This is a genomic window from Vibrio sp. CyArs1 (genome assembly GCF_022432925.1).
In the GTDB taxonomy this organism is placed as follows: Bacteria; Pseudomonadota; Gammaproteobacteria; order Enterobacterales; family Vibrionaceae; genus Vibrio; species Vibrio mediterranei.
Genome location: NZ_JAKRBO010000017.1, coordinates 17,800 through 40,018, shown reverse-complemented (window position 1 = coordinate 40,018; position 22,219 = coordinate 17,800). Strand labels below are relative to the sequence as shown.

The 22,219-nt window shown below is 40.2% G+C and carries 17 protein-coding genes and 7 pseudogenes; 12 read left to right on the top strand and 12 right to left on the bottom strand.

Annotated elements, in window-relative coordinates:
- Positions 1-206: 206 nt before the first annotated feature.
- Positions 207-1,124: a DMT family transporter gene (locus tag MMA19_RS25590; RefSeq protein WP_240207637.1), complete on the bottom strand. Its 918-nt coding sequence runs from the start codon at positions 1,122-1,124 to the stop codon at positions 207-209.
- A 340-nt stretch (positions 1,125-1,464) separates the two neighbouring features.
- Here MMA19_RS25590 and MMA19_RS25585 point away from each other — a divergent pair.
- Positions 1,465-2,143 (top strand): annotated as a pseudogene (locus MMA19_RS25585) (transposase).
- Between the two features lie 449 nt (positions 2,144-2,592).
- Here the strand turns inward: MMA19_RS25585 and MMA19_RS25580 are convergent.
- Positions 2,593-2,694 (bottom strand): annotated as a pseudogene (locus MMA19_RS25580) (IS110 family transposase); the annotation flags it as partial.
- Positions 2,695-3,137: 443 nt separating this feature from the next.
- On the opposite strand from MMA19_RS25580, the gene cysK reads away from it, so the two are divergent.
- From cysK to MMA19_RS25560, 4 genes and pseudogenes are all read left to right on the top strand, one after another.
- On the top strand, positions 3,138-4,103 hold the full coding sequence (cysK, locus tag MMA19_RS25575; RefSeq protein ID WP_240207636.1) for a cysteine synthase A: 966 nt from the start codon (positions 3,138-3,140) through the stop codon (positions 4,101-4,103).
- 85 nt (positions 4,104-4,188) lie between these two features.
- Positions 4,189-4,557, top strand: a pseudogene (locus MMA19_RS25570) (IS630 family transposase); the annotation flags it as partial.
- 126 nt (positions 4,558-4,683) lie between these two features.
- Positions 4,684-5,292: pseudogene (locus MMA19_RS25565) on the top strand (IS5 family transposase); the annotation flags it as partial.
- 81 nt (positions 5,293-5,373) lie between these two features.
- Positions 5,374-6,294: an IS5 family transposase gene (locus MMA19_RS25560; protein ID WP_240207634.1), complete on the top strand. Its 921-nt coding sequence runs from the start codon at positions 5,374-5,376 to the stop codon at positions 6,292-6,294.
- A 120-nt stretch (positions 6,295-6,414) separates the two neighbouring features.
- Here the strand turns inward: MMA19_RS25560 and MMA19_RS25555 are convergent, their stop codons facing one another.
- Positions 6,415-6,732, bottom strand: a complete 318-nt coding sequence (locus MMA19_RS25555) for a hypothetical protein (RefSeq protein WP_171391441.1) — start codon at positions 6,730-6,732, stop codon at positions 6,415-6,417.
- 425 nt (positions 6,733-7,157) lie between these two features.
- On the opposite strand from MMA19_RS25555, the pseudogene MMA19_RS25550 reads away from it, so the two are divergent.
- Positions 7,158-8,074, top strand: a pseudogene (locus tag MMA19_RS25550) (IS5 family transposase).
- Positions 8,075-8,431: 357 nt separating this feature from the next.
- On the opposite strand, the gene MMA19_RS25545 reads toward MMA19_RS25550, so the two are convergent.
- Together MMA19_RS25545 and MMA19_RS25540 are read right to left on the bottom strand one after the other, a co-directional pair.
- Positions 8,432-8,956: a YceI family protein gene (locus MMA19_RS25545; protein ID WP_346657545.1), complete on the bottom strand. Its 525-nt coding sequence runs from the start codon at positions 8,954-8,956 to the stop codon at positions 8,432-8,434.
- Between the two features lie 100 nt (positions 8,957-9,056).
- Positions 9,057-9,293 (bottom strand): annotated as a pseudogene (locus MMA19_RS25540) (IS1-like element transposase); the annotation flags it as partial.
- 1,105 nt (positions 9,294-10,398) lie between these two features.
- Here MMA19_RS25540 and MMA19_RS25535 point away from each other — a divergent pair.
- Positions 10,399-10,743 carry a hypothetical protein gene (locus MMA19_RS25535; protein WP_240207631.1) on the top strand — a complete coding sequence of 115 codons (345 nt, stop codon included), beginning with the start codon at positions 10,399-10,401 and terminating at the stop codon, positions 10,741-10,743.
- A 184-nt stretch (positions 10,744-10,927) separates the two neighbouring features.
- Positions 10,928-11,311, top strand: a complete 384-nt coding sequence (locus MMA19_RS25530) for a hypothetical protein (protein WP_240207629.1) — start codon at positions 10,928-10,930, stop codon at positions 11,309-11,311.
- A gap of 63 nt (positions 11,312-11,374) precedes the next feature.
- On the opposite strand, the pseudogene MMA19_RS25525 reads toward MMA19_RS25530, so the two are convergent.
- Positions 11,375-11,683: pseudogene (locus MMA19_RS25525) on the bottom strand (IS5/IS1182 family transposase); the annotation flags it as partial.
- A gap of 84 nt (positions 11,684-11,767) precedes the next feature.
- Between MMA19_RS25525 and MMA19_RS25520 the strand changes: the two are divergent.
- From MMA19_RS25520 to MMA19_RS25510, 3 genes are all read left to right on the top strand, one after another.
- Positions 11,768-12,091 carry a hypothetical protein gene (locus tag MMA19_RS25520; RefSeq protein WP_240207628.1) on the top strand — a complete coding sequence of 108 codons (324 nt, stop codon included), beginning with the start codon at positions 11,768-11,770 and terminating at the stop codon, positions 12,089-12,091.
- 145 nt (positions 12,092-12,236) lie between these two features.
- A complete protein-coding gene (locus MMA19_RS25515; RefSeq protein ID WP_240207626.1) occupies positions 12,237-12,779 on the top strand; it encodes an AAA family ATPase in 543 nt (180 codons plus the stop codon).
- Positions 12,769-13,695 (top strand): HNH endonuclease, encoded by a 927-nt coding sequence (locus MMA19_RS25510; protein WP_240207624.1) that lies wholly within the window; start codon positions 12,769-12,771, stop codon positions 13,693-13,695. Before MMA19_RS25515 ends, MMA19_RS25510 begins: the two co-directional genes overlap by 11 nt.
- A 58-nt stretch (positions 13,696-13,753) precedes the next feature.
- On the opposite strand, the gene MMA19_RS25505 is transcribed toward MMA19_RS25510, so the two are convergent.
- From MMA19_RS25505 to MMA19_RS25495, 3 genes are all read right to left on the bottom strand, one after another.
- Entirely contained in the window at positions 13,754-14,332 is a 579-nt protein-coding gene (locus MMA19_RS25505; protein ID WP_240207638.1) for a recombinase family protein, read from the bottom strand.
- Between the two features lie 134 nt (positions 14,333-14,466).
- Positions 14,467-14,985 carry a hypothetical protein gene (locus tag MMA19_RS25500; RefSeq protein ID WP_240207622.1) on the bottom strand — a complete coding sequence of 173 codons (519 nt, stop codon included), beginning with the start codon at positions 14,983-14,985 and terminating at the stop codon, positions 14,467-14,469.
- Positions 14,986-16,764: 1,779 nt separating this feature from the next.
- The gene (locus MMA19_RS25495; RefSeq protein ID WP_240207620.1) at positions 16,765-18,051 is read right to left on the bottom strand and encodes a site-specific integrase; all 1,287 of its coding nucleotides are present in this window, start codon (positions 18,049-18,051) and stop codon (positions 16,765-16,767) included.
- Between the two features lie 332 nt (positions 18,052-18,383).
- Here MMA19_RS25495 and MMA19_RS25490 point away from each other — a divergent pair, with 332 nt between their 5' ends.
- On the top strand, positions 18,384-19,577 hold the full coding sequence (locus MMA19_RS25490; RefSeq protein WP_240207619.1) for a DEAD/DEAH box helicase: 1,194 nt from the start codon (positions 18,384-18,386) through the stop codon (positions 19,575-19,577).
- 59 nt (positions 19,578-19,636) lie between these two features.
- Here MMA19_RS25490 and MMA19_RS25485 read toward each other — a convergent pair whose 3' ends face one another.
- The 3 genes from MMA19_RS25485 to MMA19_RS25475 all read right to left on the bottom strand — a co-directional run bounded on the left by MMA19_RS25485 (position 19,637) and on the right by MMA19_RS25475 (position 22,098).
- Positions 19,637-20,089 carry an NfeD family protein gene (locus tag MMA19_RS25485; RefSeq protein WP_171391198.1) on the bottom strand — a complete coding sequence of 151 codons (453 nt, stop codon included), beginning with the start codon at positions 20,087-20,089 and terminating at the stop codon, positions 19,637-19,639.
- A complete protein-coding gene (locus MMA19_RS25480; protein WP_006075698.1) occupies positions 20,086-21,021 on the bottom strand; it encodes an SPFH domain-containing protein in 936 nt (311 codons plus the stop codon). The genes MMA19_RS25485 and MMA19_RS25480 overlap by 4 nt, the downstream gene beginning before the upstream one ends.
- Positions 21,022-21,243: 222 nt before the next feature.
- A complete protein-coding gene (locus MMA19_RS25475) occupies positions 21,244-22,098 on the bottom strand; it encodes a co-chaperone YbbN (RefSeq protein WP_038225357.1) in 855 nt (284 codons plus the stop codon).
- Positions 22,099-22,219 lie beyond the last annotated feature (121 nt).

Here is a 22,219-nt window from a genome sequence, read left to right as displayed (position 1 = left end):
AAGTCAGTAAGTGAATGTCCCTGATCTGATCGTAAGATTCTGATTTAGTTCATTCGATTTCGGCAACAAAGCCCTTTTCTAATCCGAAAATCGGGGTAACCCACGATTACCAAGAATGATATTTTACTTGCAACATAGTTTTTATCTTTACTGTGGCAATTGCTACGCCAAGTTTATAACTAACTTATGACCCAATTTTCGGAACGTCAATTAACTATTGGCGACCTCTTGTGTACGTATTGAGTTAAAAACCCTCTTGGGGCTTTGGTCATTAAAATACCTAAAAGGAGAGGAAGTAGCATAATGAGTGACTGGTTAGAAAGTACATCGCCATTGATATAGCAAGAAATGATCAAAGCAACAACTGGGAAAATTAGAAAACAGATAGAGGCTTGAAATGGTGTTGAAACTTCACCTAGCTTAAAGTACGCGACTATACCACCTACACTTGCTACAAAGCCCAAATACGCAACAGCAGAAAGTGAATCCCAAGTCATGGCTTCTACATTTACATTTTCAGATATGGCCGAAACTATAAATAACAAAATAGAGGCGATAAAGCTCGGAATAGCGTTGTAGGTTAATACTTCTACCCCCTTACAGTACTTTTGAACTAGTACGTAAATAATGGCGTGAATGGCAACGGCTAAGCCCAAACAAATTGAGCCAATCAGGTGATCATCTCCCCCCATCTTCATTTCGTTCTTGAGAATTAGACACAAGCTAATAACCGCTACAATCAATCCGAATATCTGAGGTTTGGACAACCTTAGACTCAAGAAAAGACCTGACGTTAACATCACTGCAACAGGCATGTTTGCAAATATTATAGATGCCAAACCAGAGGAGATATATTGTTCACCAAAGATCATTAAAGTAAACGGAATTGCAAAGTACATTATAGCGACGATTAATATCCACAAACGCTTACCTTTTGGGAATAGCAGAGGTTGCTTAAAAGTCTTAGCTAGTGTTGCAAGCAGAGGCGCTGCCAGTAAAAAACGTAATGCGGTCGCAAATATGGGAGGAATAGAGTGAAGAGCTACTTCCATAGCGAACCAAGTCGTCCCCCAAATTAAGCAGACAGAGATAAAAAGAAAAATGGTTAGTGATTTTGGATTCATAGTGAGCATATTGTTAATAGTTGTTTAGAATCAGAGTGTTGTTACTCATTAAATGTGTGCCACAGTATAAATAACGAGTCGGAGAATTGTTTTCCTTTTCATGGTTAAAAAAAAACACTTAATAGGAAAATTTCCTAAGTATAATTAATTTTATGGGAATTTTTTCTATTAAGTGGTAAGGGTATATTTTATACTGTATATGCCTTTGTTGGTAAGTGATGAGAGGAGGCGTGTCTATTTCTTTGTGTTTGATTCTCAAAAGGCTTTGTTGCCTAAATCGATGGGACTAAATCAAGAAGCTACGATCTGATCGGATACACCCATAAATCATCGTAGCGTCATGCCAAAACCTCGTTACGAAACAACTAACTGGAAGCATTACAATAATGCCTTAATCAACCGTGGTTGTTTGTCCTTTTGGATTGATGAGGAAGCGATAGCCGAGTGGGAGCAGAACAAACAAGGCAAGCGTGGTAAAGCTCGCAGATTCACCGACTTAGCCATTACTATCGCACTAATGGTGAAACGCGTTTTCTCTTTGCCATTGAGAGCACTTTAGGGCTTTCTAAACTCAGTATTTAAGCTGGCTAACATCCCGCTTGTTTGCTCGTACTACAACTAAACAGGCCATTGTGCTAAGGAAGTTGGAGTTTCATTTACAACCAAAACCAGATGAGCAATACAACACCTGGCAATTGATGTCATTGGTCTCAAGGTTTATGGTGAAGGTGAATGGAATGTCAAGAAACATAGTACTGATGGGAAGTGAGAGTCTCGTGTGAGCTCCATGTCGCAGTAGGTTGTCAATAGCTTTACGGAACCAACAAGGAGTGGAAAAAGCGGAATGGCTATCACAAGCACCTACTATCAGAGACAGTAATGTATCGAGTGAATCAATTGTTAGGTGGGAAGTTAAGCCTGATAAATTACAACGCTCAAGTTGACGAGACTTACGCTATGCTTAAAGGCTGAAGAAGCTTACGGGCTTAGGTACGCTTGAAACTGAGTATATCGTATAAGAATCAAGCACGAGGGGACATGTGTATCTTGCCTCTGAATTAAGCAACATATATGGACGCCCCTCAGGATGCAATGGCTGATTCAATGATACGGTCGTTAACATATATCCGACGTCTTTATAGATCGATAACAGACCTTGCCATGATGTATTTGCCTCTTACTGTCTATTCAAAGCCACGGTTTCAACTGACCTGTTGTTTAACCAGAGTATAGTAAGGATAGTTCACCGTTGTTTTCATCCGCTATTGCAAACTCACTTGCCTATAATATATTTATCTTTCAATTATATGGCCTTGAAAGCACGACTAACGTCATACTCATAATCGGTAGTTAGAACACGCCATACTATACACTCAGCTTATTTGCTAAAGCCACTATGGCTTTAGCCTTTCCACGTCGTTCAATTAAGCCTCGTAGTTAAACTCCCACAGGATCCGTGATTGAGTAGTGCCCTCAGGTCTTGTTGTTCGATAGATTTAACAGGTGCAAAATGAATATCAGGTCTTGAATAAGCGTCACAAATGGCTCTTGCATCATTGGTACCGTTCTTTAGCTGTATCTTTAGTGTGGTACAACAGTGTTAGAAGGAAGATGCGTCCATCATATCTAAGCCTTTTAAAGTATGTATATTCAAGAGGATGCCTAAAGTAAAAAAGTTTTTTGTTACGTTCAACTATGTATGGAAAATTACACGTGGTAAGGAGCTTACTAGTATTTGAAGTCAATTTCTAGTGGAATTGGCAGAGTAGTTACGATGCAAATACACCCTAAATATCTATAAGATCTCGGGAAGGGACTATTTTTATAGCTTTGCGAATTATTATTAACTGTTACATTTTCATACAAAGGTTTGTTAAGAGTTGATTTACTATTTTGCAGCTGATGATTAAAAGATAATTATAACGCAGAAATACATTATTCTCTTATAAATGTCTTCATAAAGTGAAAATAAGCACAGCACTTAAAAGTAAGAATGAAAAAAGGAAGTTTATTATGTCCAAAATCTACAGCTCAAACGTTGACACTATTGGAAATACTCCACTAGTTAGACTAAATAAAGTATGCTCTGGAACGGTATTAGCTAAAGTTGAATCACGAAACCCAAGCTTCAGTGTAAAGTGTCGTATAGGGGCATCGATGGTTTTGCAAGCAGAAAAAGAGGGTAAGCTAAAAGAAGGTATCGAACTAATTGAGCCAACAAGTGGAAATACTGGAATTGCCTTGGCTTTTGTTGCTGCATCTCGTGGTTATAGCATAACGTTAACTATGCCAGAGTCGATGAGCCTTGAAAGAAGAAAGCTTCTCAAAGCTTTGGGAGCCAACCTTGTATTAACTGAAGCTGCTAAAGGAATGAAAGGAGCTATTTCAAAAGCACAAGAAATGGTAGTTAGCAACCCTGATAAGTACCTAATGCTACAGCAATTTAGTAATCCTGCGAACCCGTTAATTCACGAAAAAACGACAGGTCCTGAAATATGGGATGCGACTAATGGTAAAGTTGATATCTTCGTTGCAGGGGTTGGTACTGGGGGAACAATTACGGGTACCAGTCGATTCATCAAGAATACCAAAGGCAAGAGTATTATCTCAGTTGCAGTTGAGCCAGCAGAATCTCCAGTGATTTCTCAAACAGTCAAAGGAGAGGAGGTAATACCTGCACCACATAAGATACAGGGTATCGGTGCTGGATTTGTTCCAGACAACTTAGATTTAGGTTTAATTGACAGAGTGGAGTCTGTTTCTTCTGAAGACGCTATTGCTATGGCGCGACGACTTATGGAAGAAGAGGGTATTTTGGCTGGAATTTCATCAGGTGCGGCAGTTGTTGCGGCTAATCGATTAGCTTCTTTGCCTGAGTTTAAAGATAAGGTGATAGTGGTTGTTTTACCAAGCTCTGGTGAGCGCTATTTAAGTTCTGCATTGTTTTCGGGTATTTTTGGTGAAAAAGAAAGTAAGTAGTAGATACCGTGTTATTTTCGGTCAAATAGATAAACTTCATATCTATGAGTATTGAAGATGCGCGATTTTCGATAAAGTCAGGATCATAGCAAGCTCTATGAAAACTATGCTGACTCCTCTACAGAAGTAGTAACTCGAACAGGCACACGATTCAACTCGTGATAGTCGAATTTGTTACCGTATTAAAGCGGTTTTACTACTTCTGAAGGTTGGAGTCAGACCATGACTTTCCAAGTTCTTCGCATCTATGAATCAATCACTACTCGCCACCTTAGCGACTATGTTCTATTAACAAATCTTCAGCCATTCACATTACGCTCTTTATCTAGCATTTGGCTGAGAATATCTATTCTAATACTCACTAAATCATCTCTTATGTCGAAGATGCATTTGTTCTTAGTCATACAGTGACAAGTATGAATAAATGGCTTCACCATAATAGTTTGGCCAAAGGTAACCTAAGGGTATTCCACACAACTATAACTAGATAAGCGGTAAACGGCTTTGTTGCCGAAATCGAATGAACTAAATCAAAATCTTACGATCAGACCAGAGACATTAATTCACTGACTTTTATTTAATGCCGAAGCCTCGCTATAAAACCACCAACTGGCGCAAGTACAACAACTTCCTAGTGAATCGAAGTACACTCACGTTTTGGATTGACGAAGAAACAATCTGAACCGCATAGACGTGGTAGACCGCGATTATTTAGTGACTTAGCTATCACGACCGCTCTCATGGTGAAGTGCATCTTTTCCTCACCCCTAAGGGCGCTACAAGGCTTGATAGGCCCAGTATTTAAATTAGCGAATGTCCCATTGGTTTGTCCTCACTATACCGATATAAGCCGCCAAGCCAAGGATGTAAAAGTCAATTTCGAAGCCTCAACATGAGGCGCCATCTTACACCTAGCCATTGATGCAACTGGTTCAAGGTATACGGTGAGGGAGAATGGAAAGTGAAAAAGCATGGAACTGATGGTAAGAGTCGAGTCGGGCGTAAACTCCATCTCGCGGTTGATACAGATACACATGAAATTATCGCCGCAGAACTGACACTATCAGGTGTGACTGATGTGGAAATGCTCCCCAACTTACTCAAGCAAACACGCCGAACCATCAAGGAAATCTCGGGAGATGGAGCATATAATACGAGAAAGTGTCACAGAGCGATTAGGGTTAAGAAAGGGCTTTGTTGCCGAAATCGAATGAACTAAATCAGAATCTTACGATCAGATCAGGGACATTCACTTACTGACTTTGATTCCATGCCGAAGCCTCGCTATAAAACCACCAACTGGCGCAAGTACAACAACGCCCTAGTCAATCGAGGTTCACTCACGTTTTGGATTGACGAAGAAGCAATATCGGGGTGGAAACAATCTAAACAGCACAGGCGTGGTAGACCGCGATTGTTTAGTGACTTAGCTATCGCGACCGCTCTCATGGTGAAGCGCATCTTTTCCTTACCCTTAAGGGCGCTACAAGGCTTCATAGACTCAGTATTTAAATTAGCGGATGTCCCATTGGTTTGTCCTCACTATACCTGTATAAGCCGCCGAGCCAAGGATGTAGAAGTTAATTTCAAAGCTTCAACACGAGGCGCCATCCAACACCTAGCTATTGATGCAACAGGGCTCAAGGTTTACGGTGAGGGAGAATGGAAAGTGAAAAAGCATGGAACTGATGGCAAGCGAAGAGTGTGGCGCAAACTTCACCTAGCCGTCGATACCTCCACTCATGAAATCGTCGCTGCAGAGTTGAGTTTATCTGGTGTGACAGATGGTGAAGTGCTGCCAAATCTTCTACAGCAAATACGCCGCACCATCAAAGCAATATCAGGTGATGGTGCCTATGATACGAGAGCCTGTTTTGAAGCTATCGGTCGTAAGAAGGCCACTCCTTTGATACCCTCACGTGATGGCGCGGCATTTTGGGAGAGAGGACACCCTAGGAACCTAGCTGTAGGCTGCCAGAAACTCTACGGTTCAAACAAAAAATGGAAGCAGAAATACGGCTACCACAAACGCTCACTATCAGAGACGGCTATGCACCGAGTGAAGCAACTCTTTGGCGCCTCATTAAGCCTGCGAAACTACAATGCTCAAGTTGGGGAAACTTACGCGATGATCAAAGCGTTGAACAAACTCACTAGGCTAGGTATGCCAGAAAGTCAGTATATTGTTTGAGACGTAGTCATTTTAGAAGCATTGTGCCTTGAACTCGATTTAAGCAACAGAGCCCAATGAAGGTGCCGTGTGTTTCTAATATTTAAGGTAGCGCTTCGCTTTTACGAAGCGCTATCGTACTTATAATTTATCTAAAAATAACTTAGTTGCTAACTGAAGATAGTTAAGTTGAGCTTTAATTGCGTCTTTTACAATAGCTTCTCCAACATCAGATAGTTTTTCCTTCTTTATATCCAGTACTGTATTTTGCATTAACTGAACAGTAACATCGACAGATTTTTGAAATGCGGTCATGTCATTGTTTGAACCAAACTCAGAGATTAGTTTTTTAAACCTATCGTCAGCTTCATCTCTTATTGATTTAAACTCGCCGAAGCTAACGATATTGTCAGCTAAAATGTCATTAATAAGTTCTTCTTGGTTCTTTGAAATATTCATTTTTATCCTTTTTTATCTGTGTACTTCTGTTTTACTAGCCTGAATAAAATATAACTCAGAAAGATAAACATTAAAACACACAAAAATTACTGTTATTAATTCTCGTGGCTTGGCATGACAGATTAATACGAATTATTACACATGCTATTTCATGATTTTATCACTGGTTATTATGATTTATAAGAGCTATTTTGGCAGTAAATTTATTGTTTTAGTTTTTTTACTCTAAATTTTCAAACGTTAGATTAAATCTTAATAATACATTTCATTACAAATCTAATGATTTTAAGGCGTTATTTCGTCTATACCTCTGTTGCGGAAAACTGGTGAACTAAAGTGGATCTTGGCTTTGTTGCCGAAATCGAATGAACTAAATTAAAACCTTACGATCAGATCAGGCGTATTCATTCGCTGACCTTTATTTAATGCCGAAGCCTCGCTATAAAACCATCAACTGGCGCAACTACAACAACTTCCTTGTCAATAGAGGTTCACTCACGTTTTGGATTGACGAAGAAGCAATAACAGAATGGAAACAATCTAAACAGCATAGACGTGGTAGACCGCGATTATTTAGTGACTTACTATAACGACCGCTCTCATGGTGAAGCCCTTCTTTTCCTTACCCTTATGGGAGCTACAAGACTTGATAGACTCAGTATTTAAATTAGCGAATGTCCTATTGGTTTGTCCCCAATATACTTGCACAAGCAGCTTAGCCAAGGATGTAAAAGTTAATTTCAAAGCTTCAACATGAGGCACCATCCAACACCTAGCCATTGTTGCAACTGGCTCAAGGTATACGGTGAGGGAGAATGGAAAGTGAAAAAGCATGAAACTGATGGTAAGAGTCGAGTCTCGTGTAAACTTCATCTCGCGGTTGATACAGATAAACTTGAAATTATCGCCGCAGCGCTGACACTATCAGGTGTGACTGATGTGGAAATGCTCCCCAACTTACTCAAGCAAACACGCCGAACCATCAAGGAAATCTCGGGAGATGGTGCATACGATACAAGAGAGTATCACAGAGCGATTATGATTAAGAAAGCGACACTTTTAATCCTTCGGCGTTAGGGGCTGCATTCTGGGAAACGGGTATCCACGTAAACTGGCAGTTGGCTGACAAAAGCTTTATGGTACGAATAAAGAGTGGAAACAGAAGTATGGTTACCATAAGTGGCCATTGTTGGAGACCGATATGTATCGCGTAAAACAACTACTAGGTCCTTCACTCACGCTTCGAAATTATAACACACAAGCTGGTGAGACTTACTCCATGATCAAAGCACTCAATAAGCCAACTGGTATCGGTATGCTCGAAACTCAGTATGTTGTTTAAAATACGAACGATTTAGCTAGCGTTCGCTCTTTCGCTGAATTAGGCAACAAAGTCCAGGATAGACTCTATAGAAATTCAATAGACTTCTAAAAGTCAGAGTATTATAGCTAGTACTTACTATAATATTGAAGAATACGACGAAGCCACCTTAAGCATTAGTACGACCAACTGACAACATTTTAGACAGCTATATCTCTATAGTTTTTACATTTAAAATAATTATCAATAACTTAAATTGTGGCAAAATTAGTGGTGAAGTGCCTGCTCAGTGAGTAAAATCGCACAAGCTACTTGGCTTGATTTAAGTGCATATAAAATGCACTTAAATCAAATCGAATAAAAATAGATAGACCTAGTTCACTTTTTAAACATTAAGTTAATTGTTACAGGAACTTTGGATGAGATTGGAATCTCACCGACCTTGCTAGCAAGGTCGGATAAATTCCTATTAGGTATTCCAATATCAGAAATACCTAGAATAAGAGGAGTGCTGGAACTAACCATTAAATAATCATTTGATTTCAATATGACTACAGGAAATTCTAAAGATCTAGTATGGCCCCAAAACTCTACGTCTACAGGCACAACCATTCGATATGAACCATCCTTCAAATTTGCTAGATCAACCTTCCCTCTAACTTTTACCTTCGGGTGTATTGAAGACTTAAACAAAAATTCATTCAAACGAGAGTCTCTGACCTTCACTCCTGTATCAATACTTCTGACATCAATAGTAATGTCAAAATGGCCATTTTTATCAAGATTACCTGATAATTTGCTAATATTGGCAGGTTCAACAATGAACTGCTTTTTAATTGTTGCAAAACTAACCGAAGATAAGTCAGTGTCTAGAGTATAATCATTTGCAGAAAGTGCATTCATAGAAAACAACATAACCAAGAAGCTAATGAATTGTATTTTTCTTATCATAAATAACCTTTTTAAATTGGGACAAAGAAGTGTTTTATATTTTTGAATCTTTAATGGTCTTTAGTACAGTATTGTTTGTTATGTGTAGTATCCTCCCAATCTCCCTAACTCCTGACTTTCCTATTGCCATGCTAATAATCTGTTCTTTTACTCCTGGCTTACAGGCTTCATATGAATAACTGGACTGAAAAGTTCTTTTGCAAACAGTACATCTAAATCGGGAAAAACCAGCTCTGCTTTTTCCATGCTTTCTTACTGGTTCAGATTGGTTGCAGAACCGACATTTCATTTTTGGCTACCTCTAGTTAAATAGTGGATGGTTTTGAAATACTAACATGTATCTATAGCCATTAGTCATGCCCAAAAACTAGTTGCTTTGTAATGTTTTGTCATGTTTTTAATGTAAAAAGCGATAGTTTAAAATATATTTATTTTGAGTTATGACTCTATTTTTTGTGTTTTTTAGTGAAAAAACGACTTATTTTCATGGAAAATGAAGCTATATGATCCTAAAGTTGAAATGTATTGAATTGTACCGTCTCTCTCTCTCTCGTTTACACGAAAATTACCCATTGCTTTCTTGTGTTTATTTTTTGGATTAAGTGTAAATAATGCTCCCATTGATTAATTGTACGAAGAGAATTTTATGACAGATACGGAAAGGTCACATTGGGAAATGGCAATTGAGATCTATATGTTTCACCTAAATATGACAAGAGAGGAGGCTTGCTTTGCTCTAGGGATAAAATATTTCGACAAAGAAAGTTAGACATTGTTTCATGTTGTTTTTAAAAGAAAAAATAGATTGTCTGTAGACTCCGATTATAAAGCAGAATGTGATAAATAAAATGAAATTTCTTCATTAATTTCAACGCTTTGTGGGGCGGTGGGATAGTAAATAAAAGAAAAAATCGTACTCCATTTTTCGTAATGCATTAGAAGGAATCTGGCAGATAAAAATGTAAGGATAATAGGTATATGAGGTGTAGGTTTCGCACTTGTATAAGAGGAGAACACCATTTATGTGTGTGCAAATTGACAGGTTTATTAAGGGGAGCACGCAAAGTAGCGCAAATTACCAATACAAAAAGCAAGGTATATATAGTGCAAGTGGGCAATGTATAGGGTATGAGGTTCTAATTGATCAAATAAGAAGTCAAGGAACCTTGCTTGGTCCCAATGTTCATAGTGGCTTAACATTCTCATCATCAGCCAATTATTTACTCGAACGAATAAAAGTCGCCGTTGAGAATGGTAGGTTTGAATGTGATTGGTCTGGGAAGTATATCTTTCTCAACATTGAGCGAAGTAATCTCTGTGATATTACCTTGTTAGCGAGACTCATTGAGTTAAATAGCTATCTATTAGAAAAACAAATTGGGCTTGTAGTGGAAATGACTGAACGAAATGTATGTGGTAGCTGTTTACGAATCATAGAAGGGCTTACTCTACTAAAACAGAATGGCGTAGTGACGGCAGTGGATGACTACGATATTTACCATTCGGACTTTCGTGCTAATGAACTGGACATGAATTTATACGAGTTCATAAAAATTCAATCTCCTAGCTCAGCAAGAGAAGTGGATATGTTAGAGACCTTCGCACAGGTAAGGCCTGAAAAAATAATCATGGAACATGTTGAGTCTACGTCGATATTCAAAATGTTAGTTGGCTTAAATCGATTCTTTTGGGGGTATCAAGGCTACTGCTTTGACAAAGGTACTCCAATCTATATATAGCTGAGGGTTTAACTTTGACTGATATCGAGAAATATGCTGAGACTGCTTCAAGGTTGGAGAGGCAGCGACAGTTTAGCGAAGCATCTATCTACTGGAAAAAAGCCATAGGGCAAGCTACTGCTCGTCAGGATATAGCGTGGTACCAAATAAGGTATCAATTTTGCCTTAAACAAAGGGAAATATTATGAATGTCTCTGTTGAACGGCACAAAGATATTATTGGTGATTCTCTAGAGGAGTTTGGGTTCACTGAAGTTCAACGAGGAAGTGACAACTCTAACTTATTCATCATAGGAAAACTTAAATATGTAAATATCTGTATATCTTGTAACCTGACGAGTAAGAGTTATGAGTGTGATATCTTAGCTAACAAAGGCTATCACAACCTTGTATTAGATATTCCAACAATGGTTTTTTCAATTGATGCGCCATTGGAGGTAAATGTACTCGGTGCGATCAGGATGGCACATATCCAGGAGAGAGCCTTGGCTAAGTATGTGCAGACGCGCACTAAGTTCAGTGCTATTAACCAGTTAAAGAGATTAAAAGAGCAAAAGCAAAAAGGCTAACCTGATAGGGCTTTGTTGCTTAATTCAGAGAGAAGGCATACCTACCCCCATCGTGCTTAATTCTTAATCGATATACTGTGTTTCAGTCATACCAAGCCCTGTAAGCTTATTCAGGGCTTTGATCATAGCGTAAGTCTCGCCAGCTTGAGCGTTGTAGTTCCTCAGGCTTAATTTCCCACCTAGCAACTGTTTTACTCGGTACATTGCGGTCTCTGATCGAGAGCGCTTGTGATAGCCATACCGCTTTTTCCACTTCTTGTTGGAGCCGTAGAGCTTCTGGCAACCTACCGCTAAGTTACGAGGATGCCCTTGTTCCCAGAAGGCTGCCCCTTCTCTTGGCGGGATGAGCGGAACAGCTCGCTTGAACCGTATGACATTAATGTTTTGATTGGCCCTAACGGTATAGGTAAATCGCATTGTCTAAAGTCTTTGGTAGAGTATTGGTTACAGACGGGGATGGGAGACTACCAAGCGCTTGCACAATCTGGACACCAACCTTTTAGTGCAAGGCCTAATATCAGTAGGTTAATTTTGGTTTCTTATAGTCCTTTTGAAGAGTCCAATCTTGATTTAGAAAGCAGTAAGTTAATGGATAAAACTGCGTATCGATATTTTGGTTTTAGGCAGGCTCGTGAGGATGGAACCATCGGTATTAGTCGAAACCTGCCTGCATACAACTCTAGTGAATCGATTATTGATGCTTTATATGATGATTTTAAGAATGATTTTATCCAAGGTCGTGTGGGTAAGATAAGATTGATGCAGCAGAGAGAGTGTTAAAGCCAGCTTTAGGTTATGACCAGTTAGCATTGGAAATCGATTTAACTCCACAGATATCGCTTCTACAACCACATCTAGTTGAGATAAACGGTAAAACATACATTCCGTTGAATAGGGGGGGACTACTCTTGTTCACCAGGCGGACTTGAAGAATGCTTGCAAGCTGACCGAACGAGTTATTTTTCTTAAAGAACAACAACCTCTTTCCCTGAGCTCAGGGCAGAGACTATTTACTTTTATTGTGATTAATGTGTTAGGTGCAATTAGGTATAACAGTTTAATAGTCATTGATGAGCCAGAACTCTTTCTGCATCCGACTCTAGAAATAGAGTTTATTTCCTTACTGAAGGCAGTTTTAGCGCCATTTAGCTCAAAGGCAATATTGGCTACTCATTCCTTATCTGTTGTAAGGGAAGTGCCATCTAATTGTGTCCATATTTTCAGAGAGGATGAAACAGCGCTTGATATAGTCCCTCCACCTTTCGAAACCTTTGGGGGAAATGTTCAGCGAATATCGTCATATGTATTTGGTGATAAATCGGTATCTAAGCCTTTTGATGAATGGGTTGAAGCAAAAATGCAGGAACCTATAGATGCCGACTCTCTTATCAATCAGTTGGGTAGCGAAATCAATGAAGAGCTAATGATGAAAATACTAAGCTTGGGGAGAAAATATAGTGATAGCTAAGCTAGAGCTTCCTGAGTACGATTCAGCTCTTGTAGTTCGTGGTGTGATTGAGGAACGAGTTCACAATAGAGATTTCTACAATGAGTTGCAAACCGATTGGGAAGCACACGTTTTGAGTTATGTCGAATGTGGAGGGGAGCCAAATCAAATAGCTCCGCTTAATCTTGCTCCTTATATTAGCCCCCAAAGGGTACAAGAGGAAAGTCGTCGTGTTGCGGGAAGAGGGGAGTCGTCAGATCCAACTCAAAGGCTTATTGATAAGCGAAAGAAAGCTTTGGTGGGTTTGTACTCGCCGAAGTCAGATAAGCAACCTTATGAAATACTGAAATTTCTACGACGAGGGCATGAACTGCTTTTTTGTCCAAGTTGCGGGGAACCTGGTAAACCAGGCACTCTTGACCACTATTTACCTAAAACTATTTATCCAGAACTCTCAATAGTTGTAGCAAATCTTACCCCTATGTGTAGTGAATGCCAGGGGAGAAAAGGCTCAGATATTACAGATGCTGATGGCAATAAGATGTTTATACATCCTTATTTCGATCCTATCGAAGATGTTTTATTGGAGCTAGAAATATCAGAGCCTTACTGTTCTCCATCTGCTTTCACGGTTAGAGTACCTGAAAATGTTCAAGAGCCACTTCGCTCTCTAGTTGAACGTCATATCGCAGGTGTAGATTTCATTGAGCGTTTTGAGGAGTTTTGTCGAGTTAATTATACTAATCTCCTGACGTCCTTTTCAGATGAAAGGGCAGAAGATGAACCAGATACATCTGGGCGCATACTAAGAAGATTTTTAAGGCAATACGAAAGACAGTCAGTTAACCGCTGGGAGTCGATCTTCTACAGAGGGATACTAACTAATCCGAATTTATTGACCTACCTTGATGAAGGAGATTTGCCTGAGTTTCTTTGAGTTCTGCCAATTTCATCTTTGCCTCAGCCGCATGGTGCGGCTGAAAACTTACCGATAGCTAGCTCTTGATATTCCAATGACGTTTAACTGTGGCTATTCCCATATATAAGTGTGCTGCTGTTTTACTTTGGGACATTCCTGCCTTTTTACACTCTTGAACACGTTTGGTCGTCTCAATCGCTTTAGGGCGTCCAAGCTTTGTACCTGCAAGTTTAGCTCGTTCTAAGCCCTCTTGTGTGCGTTCTTTTATTCTGTTTCTCTCGAACTCTGCAAATGCGGAGAACACTTGTAATATTAGTTTCCCTTCTGAAGAACTGAGGTCGACGATTGGCAAATCTAGACAAATGACACGGATACTTTTCTCGCTGAGTTGGCTAATCGTTCGTTGAACATCGATGTTATCTCGCCCTAGTCGATCGAGCTTAAGTACTACTAATGTGTCACCAGCTTCGATTTTATGTTCGATTAAATTGGAGAATTGCTCTCTGTCCATAGCTTTTGCACTACCAGATATGGTCTCGCTGATTACACGAGAGTCAAGCACGTTATAGCCAGCATTTCGAATAGCTAAGATTTGATTCTCGGTTGTTTGTTCCGTCGTTGATACACGACAGTAAGCAAAAGTTCTTTCAGTTATATGATACCAGTATCATAAAGTCTGGTATCATCATAACATCGGTGTCATAAAAACAATAGGTGCATTTATGATACCATTTTTAATGTATCTTTACTGGTGTCACATAATGGATGTTTTTTGATACCAGCTGTGTATTACCGATCTGATTGAGAATCCAGCCAGACCTTAAACCGGTCGATCTCGATGGTCGGGATTTTTCTAGTGTCATTGAGGTGCCAATCTTCAAAGAAAACTTCAAACAAGTCTGGTTTGTTATTGAGCAAGAGATCCATCGGTTTTGCAGTAACATAATCACTCTGAGTGAATTCTATTTCTGCGATGTCGAGTTCCACATTTACAATGCCCTTTTCTAGTGCCTGCTGAAACTCTTCGCATGTTGCTCTTGCTCGCGTGATCAGTACTTGTTTTTCTCTATACAGCCAGTCAATAGCAAAGAGATCACCATACTGTTTAAGTGCAGGTAAAATACTTAGCAATGCATCATAAATCTTACCTTGTGTATCAAACTGATCCTTTAAAAACAGATTATCGCCTTCGCTCGTTAGCCTAAGCGCTTTGCGCTGCAACCCTTCTGCTATCAGGTTTGACGGAAGCCAATCTAAGGATTGCAATAACTCAGCCTCTCTCTGGTTATTCCGCTCATCAACATTCATTGCTCTCTTCATTTTCTGATCAACACAATTTTGGTCTGTGATTACAACCTTTATAGTATTACTTAGATGAAAGATCAATTAGTTCATAAATATCAATAATTTAAGTTATAATATAGATAGGGACGGCCACTATAAATCAGCTGATTGAATCAGGTTGATTTTTGCACAACAAGTGTGCGAGTGAGGTTTTTCTAATTTGTCTCCGCACTCAGTGAGTGCGAAATTATATGAGTAGTTTTTCTTGGCTGTGACGGTTTGACAAGTCGGATTTTTTTAGTTATAAAAGCCAAAAAAAACTAAAATTTCTAGAGTTTAAGTCTTTTAAATGTCTTTTTTAAAGACGAAAGATGTGGTATGACTATTATAACTTTCATAACAATTATAAATTTATATCACTAATGTAAGGAATGAATTTTTTTCAAGACATCTGAGCAAACTTTTCCCAAAATCCTGCACTTGAAAACACTGCCATTGACGGCACTTTCCGTGCCAAAGCTTCGCACACAGTGACTGCGAAACCTTTTCCTCATCGCACTAATGGTGTGCAAAAATCAACCAACGTTGTTCGAACTTTTTTTCTTTGATGGGTAGATCTTTCTTGTGGATGAATTCACCGCTTCAGCGAAGGTTTTTGCTTCATCTTCAGTATAGGGTTTATGTTCCTTGCGTTGTTTTTCTTTAGTCATAGTTTTGGTTTATAGATTACAATATTGTCAATCTAACATATCTCTATCGAAGTGCTGAGTTATCAATCGTTAGAATTCAAACCTGCAAGGTTTGGATTAGCTGCGGACATATGACGGCCTTAAACTTTAGCTTGTAACGTCTACCTGTGACTTTCCACACGCATGAAAGTTCGAGTAGCTAGATGACTGTTTGGTCTGACTACTGATATTAATAATATGAGCGGTTAGATGTTTGCCTCAGTATCTCTTTATCAGGGTGCGCAGATCACACCTATACCTTAGTTTGCAGAGGAGTCCGATCGTTCCAGCACCTTAGATTATTGCATGAATCTGATTTTCCTTGTTCCGTATGAAACTCGGGAGCACAGGGATCGATCATAAACTCTACAGGCATATAGTGAGCCAGTGTCTAGTGCCATGAGTACATGCCTGCAAAGCCTGATCATTGAATTGGATATTGTGAGCGGCGGTTAGATGTTTGTTTCAGTATCTCTTGCACTTGGCTGCGCTGAGCACCCTTACACCTTAGGTAGTTGGATGGAATTTGATGTTCCGAGTTCCGCATGCAAGTCGGGAGAGTAGGGATCGATCATAAGCTCTACAGGCATATAGTGAGCCAGTGTCTAGTGCCCTAAGCATATGCCTGCAAAGCCTGACCATTGAATTGGATATTGTGAGCGGTTAGATATTTGCTTCAGTATCTCTTGCACTTGGCTGCGCTGATCACCCCTACACCTTAGGTTGTTGGATGGAATCTGATGTTCCGAGCTCTGCATGCAAGTCGGGAGAATAGGGATCGATCATAAACTCTACAGGCATATAGTGAGCCAGTGTCTAGTGCCGTGAGCACATGCCTGCAAAGCCTGACCTTTGAATTGGATATTGTGAGCGGTTAGATGTTTGCCTCAGTATCTCTTGCTCAGGGTGCGCAGATCACACCTATACCTTAGTTTGCAGAGGAGTCCGATCGTTCCAGCACCTTAGATTATTGCATGAATCTGATTTTCCTTGTTCCGTATGAAACTCGAGAGCACAGGGATCGATCATAAGCTCTACAGGCATATATATGGGCAGTGCTCATAAGGTAAATAGTTCAATACTCTAGCTTTTTCAAACATTCAATCTTCTGATTCAATGCCTCTTCCCACATTTCTAACCCCTGACGTTTCTCGCTGATGTATTCATACATGTCGTAATGCTTACCTGAAACGTCCGAGATTGCGTGGCCGTGTATTCGGTCACGAAATTCTTTAGATATCCCAGCTTCACCTCCTAAAGTTTTGACAGTACGGCGAAAATCCCTTGCGACGAATTGACGGATATCGGTTCGCTTTTTATAAGTAAGTAATGCTTGTGCGATGGTGTTGGTCGGCATGTGTTCTAGATGATTGGTTTTTTTGTAGAACACGAACGGACTCTTATCGTGATTATGGACTTGTAAGTCTTGCAGTATCTTTATTGCTGAATCGACTAAGGGGACGACATGAGGTTTTTTAACTTTCTGATACACTTCTCGAACGAGCAAGTACCTTTGTTCGAAGCTGACTTCTGACCACTTGATAGTAACGACTTCGTGGGGGCGCTGCCCGCCTAGATAAAAACAAAGTCTGAGTACTTGGCGAGTTTGATAGGCGAAATCTAGGTCATGAAAGCGATTCTCCATATCTATCATGAGTTGTGCGACTTCTTGCCAACTCATGTAATGTGTACCAGACTTCTCTGCTTCAGTTTGTTTAGGAATCGCGGATATAGGATTGTGTTTGATGCCGAAACGCACATCATGATTGAGATACTTAGGGTTGTGGTCATTGTTTAATGCAAAATTGAATGCTGCATGGAGTATAGACCGAATCTTATTGCTTTTCGGTTCGAAGCCTTGCTCTATTGGTATTGATAAAGCTTTTATGAAATCCTCAGGTTCAAAGTCCTTTGCTTTTTTATTTATGTCTACATAAGGGTAAACGTTATCGACGATTTTCTGTTTTTCATCTGCATAGCTACGATTTCCTTTGTCTTTCTTGTATTCAGTGTGCATTTCGATAAGTTGCTTAAATGAGCCACCCTTTAGAGCATCTGCTTCAGCTTGTTCTTTGGCTTTTGCTTCTTGCTCCAAGAATTCTTTAGGATCTATGCCGTTCGATAGCAGTTCAGCGTATTGGATGGATATTTTCCTTGCATTTGCGAGGGTCATTCCAGGAAATTTACCAATGTTGATGAATTTAGCTTTAGAGCCTACGTAATAACGAAATGTATAAGATATTGACCCTGATGGCTGAACTTTGACACCGAAGCGACCTTTTCCTCTTTCTCTAGAATTCTCCCAAACGTAGTGTGATGAGTTTTTAGGCTTGAGTCCCTTTATTTGATTAACTGTTAGCATGGTGATCCCTAGAGATGCGTAATAACTGAACCCAATATATTTTTGGTTTAGTTATGGGTCAAGTAATCAAGTAGCTAAATGCAATTATTTGTAATCGATTTAAAGCTTCTCTTGTGATTTTTTTGTTTAACTCATTGTTTATAATGAACTTTGTGTCTGTGTGAAATTCTATGAAACAATATCACTTCTAAGGATGTGGTCGTAGGTTCGAATCCTACAGGGCGTGCCATTATTTAAGACCCCTGATAGCTCTTTGAGTTGTCAGGGGTTTTGCGTTTTATGGACGTATGTCTGCTACACTATCTGCAATTTCACCTTCAAGAGAGTTCACCATGTCCTTTTCTAAACTAGGGTTAAGCCAACCATTACTTGATGCTATTAACGAGGTTGGTTATCAAAAACCAACAACGATTCAGACTAAGGCGATTCCTATTGTTTTGAAAGGCAGTAATCTTATCGCTGCGGCGCAAACCGGAACGGGTAAAACAGCCAGTTTTGTTTTGCCTATTTTAGAGAAACTTAGTACAGGTCAAACTGAACGTAAAAAGCGTGCACGTGCGATCATCTTAACGCCAACTCGTGAGCTGGCTCTGCAGGTGAACCAGAGCATTGAAGCTTATGCACAGTTTACGTCAATAAAATCTATGGCAATGTTTGGTGGTGTTGATTACGCACCGCAGAAGCAAGCTTTAATTGATGGTGTGGATATTGTTGTAGCAACTCCAGGTCGTTTGATAGACCTATACGGTCAGCGTGCGATTCACTTTGATGAAGTCGAGATTTTGGTGTTGGATGAAGCTGACAAAATGTTGGATATGGGCTTTATCGAAGCGATCAACAAGATTATTGCTCGTGTACCTGAAGACGCTCAAAGTTTGTTGTTCTCAGCGACATTGTCTAATCCTGTTCGCGATCTTGCTAAATCTGCGATAGACAACCCAGAAGAAATTGCTATCACTAAGCACAGTGCTTCTAAGAGCAATATTAAGCAGTGGATAGTCACTGTCGATAAAGACATGAAGTCCTCACTTTTAAGTCATCTATTGCAGCAGAATCAATGGAAACAAGCGCTTATTTTTATTGAAACCAAGCATGGTGCAGCTAAGCTTGTCAGCCAATTAGAAAAACGTGGCATTGCTGCTGAAGCGTTCCATAGTGGTCGTAACCAAAAAGTTCGTCAGCAACTTATCGAGTCATTCAAAGCGGGTGAGATTCAATACTTGGTGGCAACTGGTGTAGCTGCACGCGGTATCGATATTGAAAACTTGCCAGTGGTGATTAACTACGACTTACCTTATCCAGCAGATGAATATGTTCACCGAATTGGACGTACTGGTCGTGCCGATGCTGCGGGTGAGGCGTTATCGTTGGTATCAAAAGATAACTTCAAAAACCTGTGTATGATAGAAAGCCGATTAGGCCATTTGCTTGAGCGAGTTGAAATTGAAGGCTTTGTACCAAGAAAACCGGTGCCGATTTCTATCCTCAATTATGTACCTAAGCATAAGCGTGGAGAAGAACGCTAATTCTGCATAGAAATACCAATGAAATAAAATAGACACCGACTGAGGTGTCTATTTTTGTTTTATTCTGCTTTCTCAATCAGTAAGGTTATCCCATCGACATCTATCACTTTGACTAAGGTACCACTAGGTAAGTCGGAGTCAGAGTATGCTGACCAAGAAGTATCGCCCAGTTTGATTCGACATTTACCTCTGGTGATGTCTTGTTCCAGTACTGAAGTTTGACCTATGAGCTGTTTGTCTTTCTGATTTAGGCTTCGCTGCTTATCTGATTGCTTATCAACTCGGTGTTGTTTACGCCACCATAGCCAGGTCAATGCCAACGCAAACACCCCAAAGCTTATCCATTGCAGTTGCCAACTGATAGGAATGAAGGCGAGCACAATACCCACCAACATGGCTGCGATGCCAATCCACAACATGTAGCCAGCGGTACCGAGTAACTCGCCACACAGCAGTAATAACCCTAGAGCCAACCAGTGCCAGTAATTGACTTGGCTAAGCAGTTCTATCACGCGTTATCCTTCTTTTGTTGAGGCTTTGACTGATTAAACATTTCTGCAATACCAGCTACAGAACCCATGAGTCCAGTTGCCTCTATCGGCAACATGATAATTTTACCATTCTCCGCCTGACCGATTGATTTCAAAGCTTCGGTATAACCTTGAGCAATAAAGTAATTCACCGCTTGCATGTCGCCCTGAGCAATGGCGGTTGAGACCATCTCAGTTGCTTTAGCTTCCGCTTCTGCGGCACGTTCACGTGCTTCTGCTTGAAGTATAGCAGCCTGTTTCTCACCTTCGGCTTTGAGGATTTCAGATTGCTTATGACCCTCGGCTTTAAGGATCTCTGCTTGTCGCACACCTTCTGCTTCTAGAATGTCGGCACGTTTATTACGTTCTGCTTTCATCTGAGCATTCATCGCTGCGGTTAGGTCTGCTGGTGGTTGTACGTCGCGGATCTCAATACGAGTCACTTTAACGCCCCACGCATTAGTTGCTTCATCGACAATCGCAAGCAGTTTGGTATTGATAGAGTCACGTTGGCTCAACATTTCATCCAACTCCATCGAGCCAAGCACTGTACGCATATTGGTCAATGTCAGGTTGCGAATAGCATGCTCAAGATCGTTCACTTCATACGCAGCTTTTGCCGCGTCGATAACTTGGACAAAGCAGACTGCATCAATGACTACGTTGGCATTATCTTTGGAAATGACTTCTTGTGGCGGAATATCAAGAACTCTTTCCATCATATTGATTTTACTGCCAATAGAATCAATGAAAGGGATAATCAAGTTCAGCCCAGGTCTAAGCGTATGGGTATAGCGACCAAATCTTTCTACGGTCCAGTTATTGGCTTGTGGTACCGTTTTGACCCCGGCCACAATAAAAACAATTGCGACCAGAATGAAACCACCTATGGTGACCATTGCATCAATATCCATGAGTCTATCCTTGTATTAAAAATGTACAATCCTAAACAGTATACAGCGTTGTTAAGACAATACTGTGTAAAGGTATGTATTTTTTCGACGAGTAATCATTAAATTTATCATGGAGTTAAATTGATTACCGATAGCTAGGAAAGGCGGTTCAATGAAATATATTAACCTAATATGAAAAAAGGGAAGCCTGTGCTTCCCTTAGAATAGAGTATGACTAAGTTATTAGTAGAGCAGAGAATACAACTGACGGCGATATTTCGCGGCGATAGGGTTACCTTGACCTAGCGCAGACAAGATATCCATAAAGGCTTTTTTCAGGTCTCCATCAAGCGCATTCAAATTACGGCTCAGAGGCGTCCATATCAGAGCAAGTGCTTCTTCATCACGATTCACTTGGTGGTACTGAAGACCAAGTTCTGCGACCAGTTTAAGATCCTCAGGGTTTGCTTGTAATGCCGCTTCTAAAGATTGAATCTCAGGGCTATCAGCTGCCTGTTTGTGCAGTTCTAATTTCGCCACTAAGCTCTTATAGTGGTTGTCTTTGTATTCCATTGGAATAGTGTTGAGTACTTGTTCTGCACGTTCAAATTGATTGGTTTCAAGCAAGCAATTGGCAACTGCCAATTTGATTTCACCTTTATTTTGATACTCTTCGGAAAGAGTCCCAAATGCAGAAATAGCAGCTTCAAACTCACCTTGTTGTGATAACTCTAGCGCTTTGCGAGCGTTAAGTTCATCTTCACTTGGAAGATGTTTTGTCAGCATAGCTTTGACCGCTTCAATTGGTTGTGGACCACCTAGTCCGTCTACAGGTTGGCCATTCACGAATAACGCAATCGTAGGAAGTGCTTGAACACCGAATTGTCCAGCAATCGCTTGTTGCTCTTCACAGTTCAGCAATGCCAGTGTATAGGCGCCGGCGTATTGTTCTGTTAATGCCTTTAAAGCAGGAATTAACTGAGCGCTTTCTTCACTCATAGGTGCCCAAAAGTGGATCAGCACAGGAGCTGTCATTGAGCCTTCGAGGACTTCGCGGAAATTTTGCTCATTTAAATCAACAATGTACGCTGGTTGCATTGAATTATCCTTATTAAGTGATTCGCATTGTTCTCTTTTCAAGATTGGTATTGGTGAACCAAAAATCAAGGTTTGTCGAAGAGATTACAGAATTTAGATGCCAAAACGCCGCACTGTGAAG

Coding starts and splice junctions, on each gene's coding strand:
- MMA19_RS25590 (WP_240207637.1), bottom strand. CDS start 1,124: ATGAATCCAAAATCACTAACCATTTTTCTTTTTATCTCTGTCTGCTTA.
- cysK (WP_240207636.1), top strand. CDS start 3,138: ATGTCCAAAATCTACAGCTCAAACGTTGACACTATTGGAAATACTCCA.
- MMA19_RS25560 (WP_240207634.1), top strand. CDS start 5,374: ATGCCGAAGCCTCGCTATAAAACCACCAACTGGCGCAAGTACAACAAC.
- MMA19_RS25555 (WP_171391441.1), bottom strand. CDS start 6,732: ATGAATATTTCAAAGAACCAAGAAGAACTTATTAATGACATTTTAGCT.
- MMA19_RS25545 (WP_346657545.1), bottom strand. CDS start 8,956: ATGAATGCACTTTCTGCAAATGATTATACTCTAGACACTGACTTATCT.
- MMA19_RS25535 (WP_240207631.1), top strand. CDS start 10,399: ATGACTGAACGAAATGTATGTGGTAGCTGTTTACGAATCATAGAAGGG.
- MMA19_RS25530 (WP_240207629.1), top strand. CDS start 10,928: ATGAATGTCTCTGTTGAACGGCACAAAGATATTATTGGTGATTCTCTA.
- MMA19_RS25520 (WP_240207628.1), top strand. CDS start 11,768: ATGGGAGACTACCAAGCGCTTGCACAATCTGGACACCAACCTTTTAGT.
- MMA19_RS25500 (WP_240207622.1), bottom strand. CDS start 14,985: ATGAATGTTGATGAGCGGAATAACCAGAGAGAGGCTGAGTTATTGCAA.
- MMA19_RS25495 (WP_240207620.1), bottom strand. CDS start 18,051: ATGCTAACAGTTAATCAAATAAAGGGACTCAAGCCTAAAAACTCATCA.
- MMA19_RS25490 (WP_240207619.1), top strand. CDS start 18,384: ATGTCCTTTTCTAAACTAGGGTTAAGCCAACCATTACTTGATGCTATT.
- MMA19_RS25480 (WP_006075698.1), bottom strand. CDS start 21,021: ATGGATATTGATGCAATGGTCACCATAGGTGGTTTCATTCTGGTCGCA.
- MMA19_RS25475 (WP_038225357.1), bottom strand. CDS start 22,098: ATGCAACCAGCGTACATTGTTGATTTAAATGAGCAAAATTTCCGCGAA.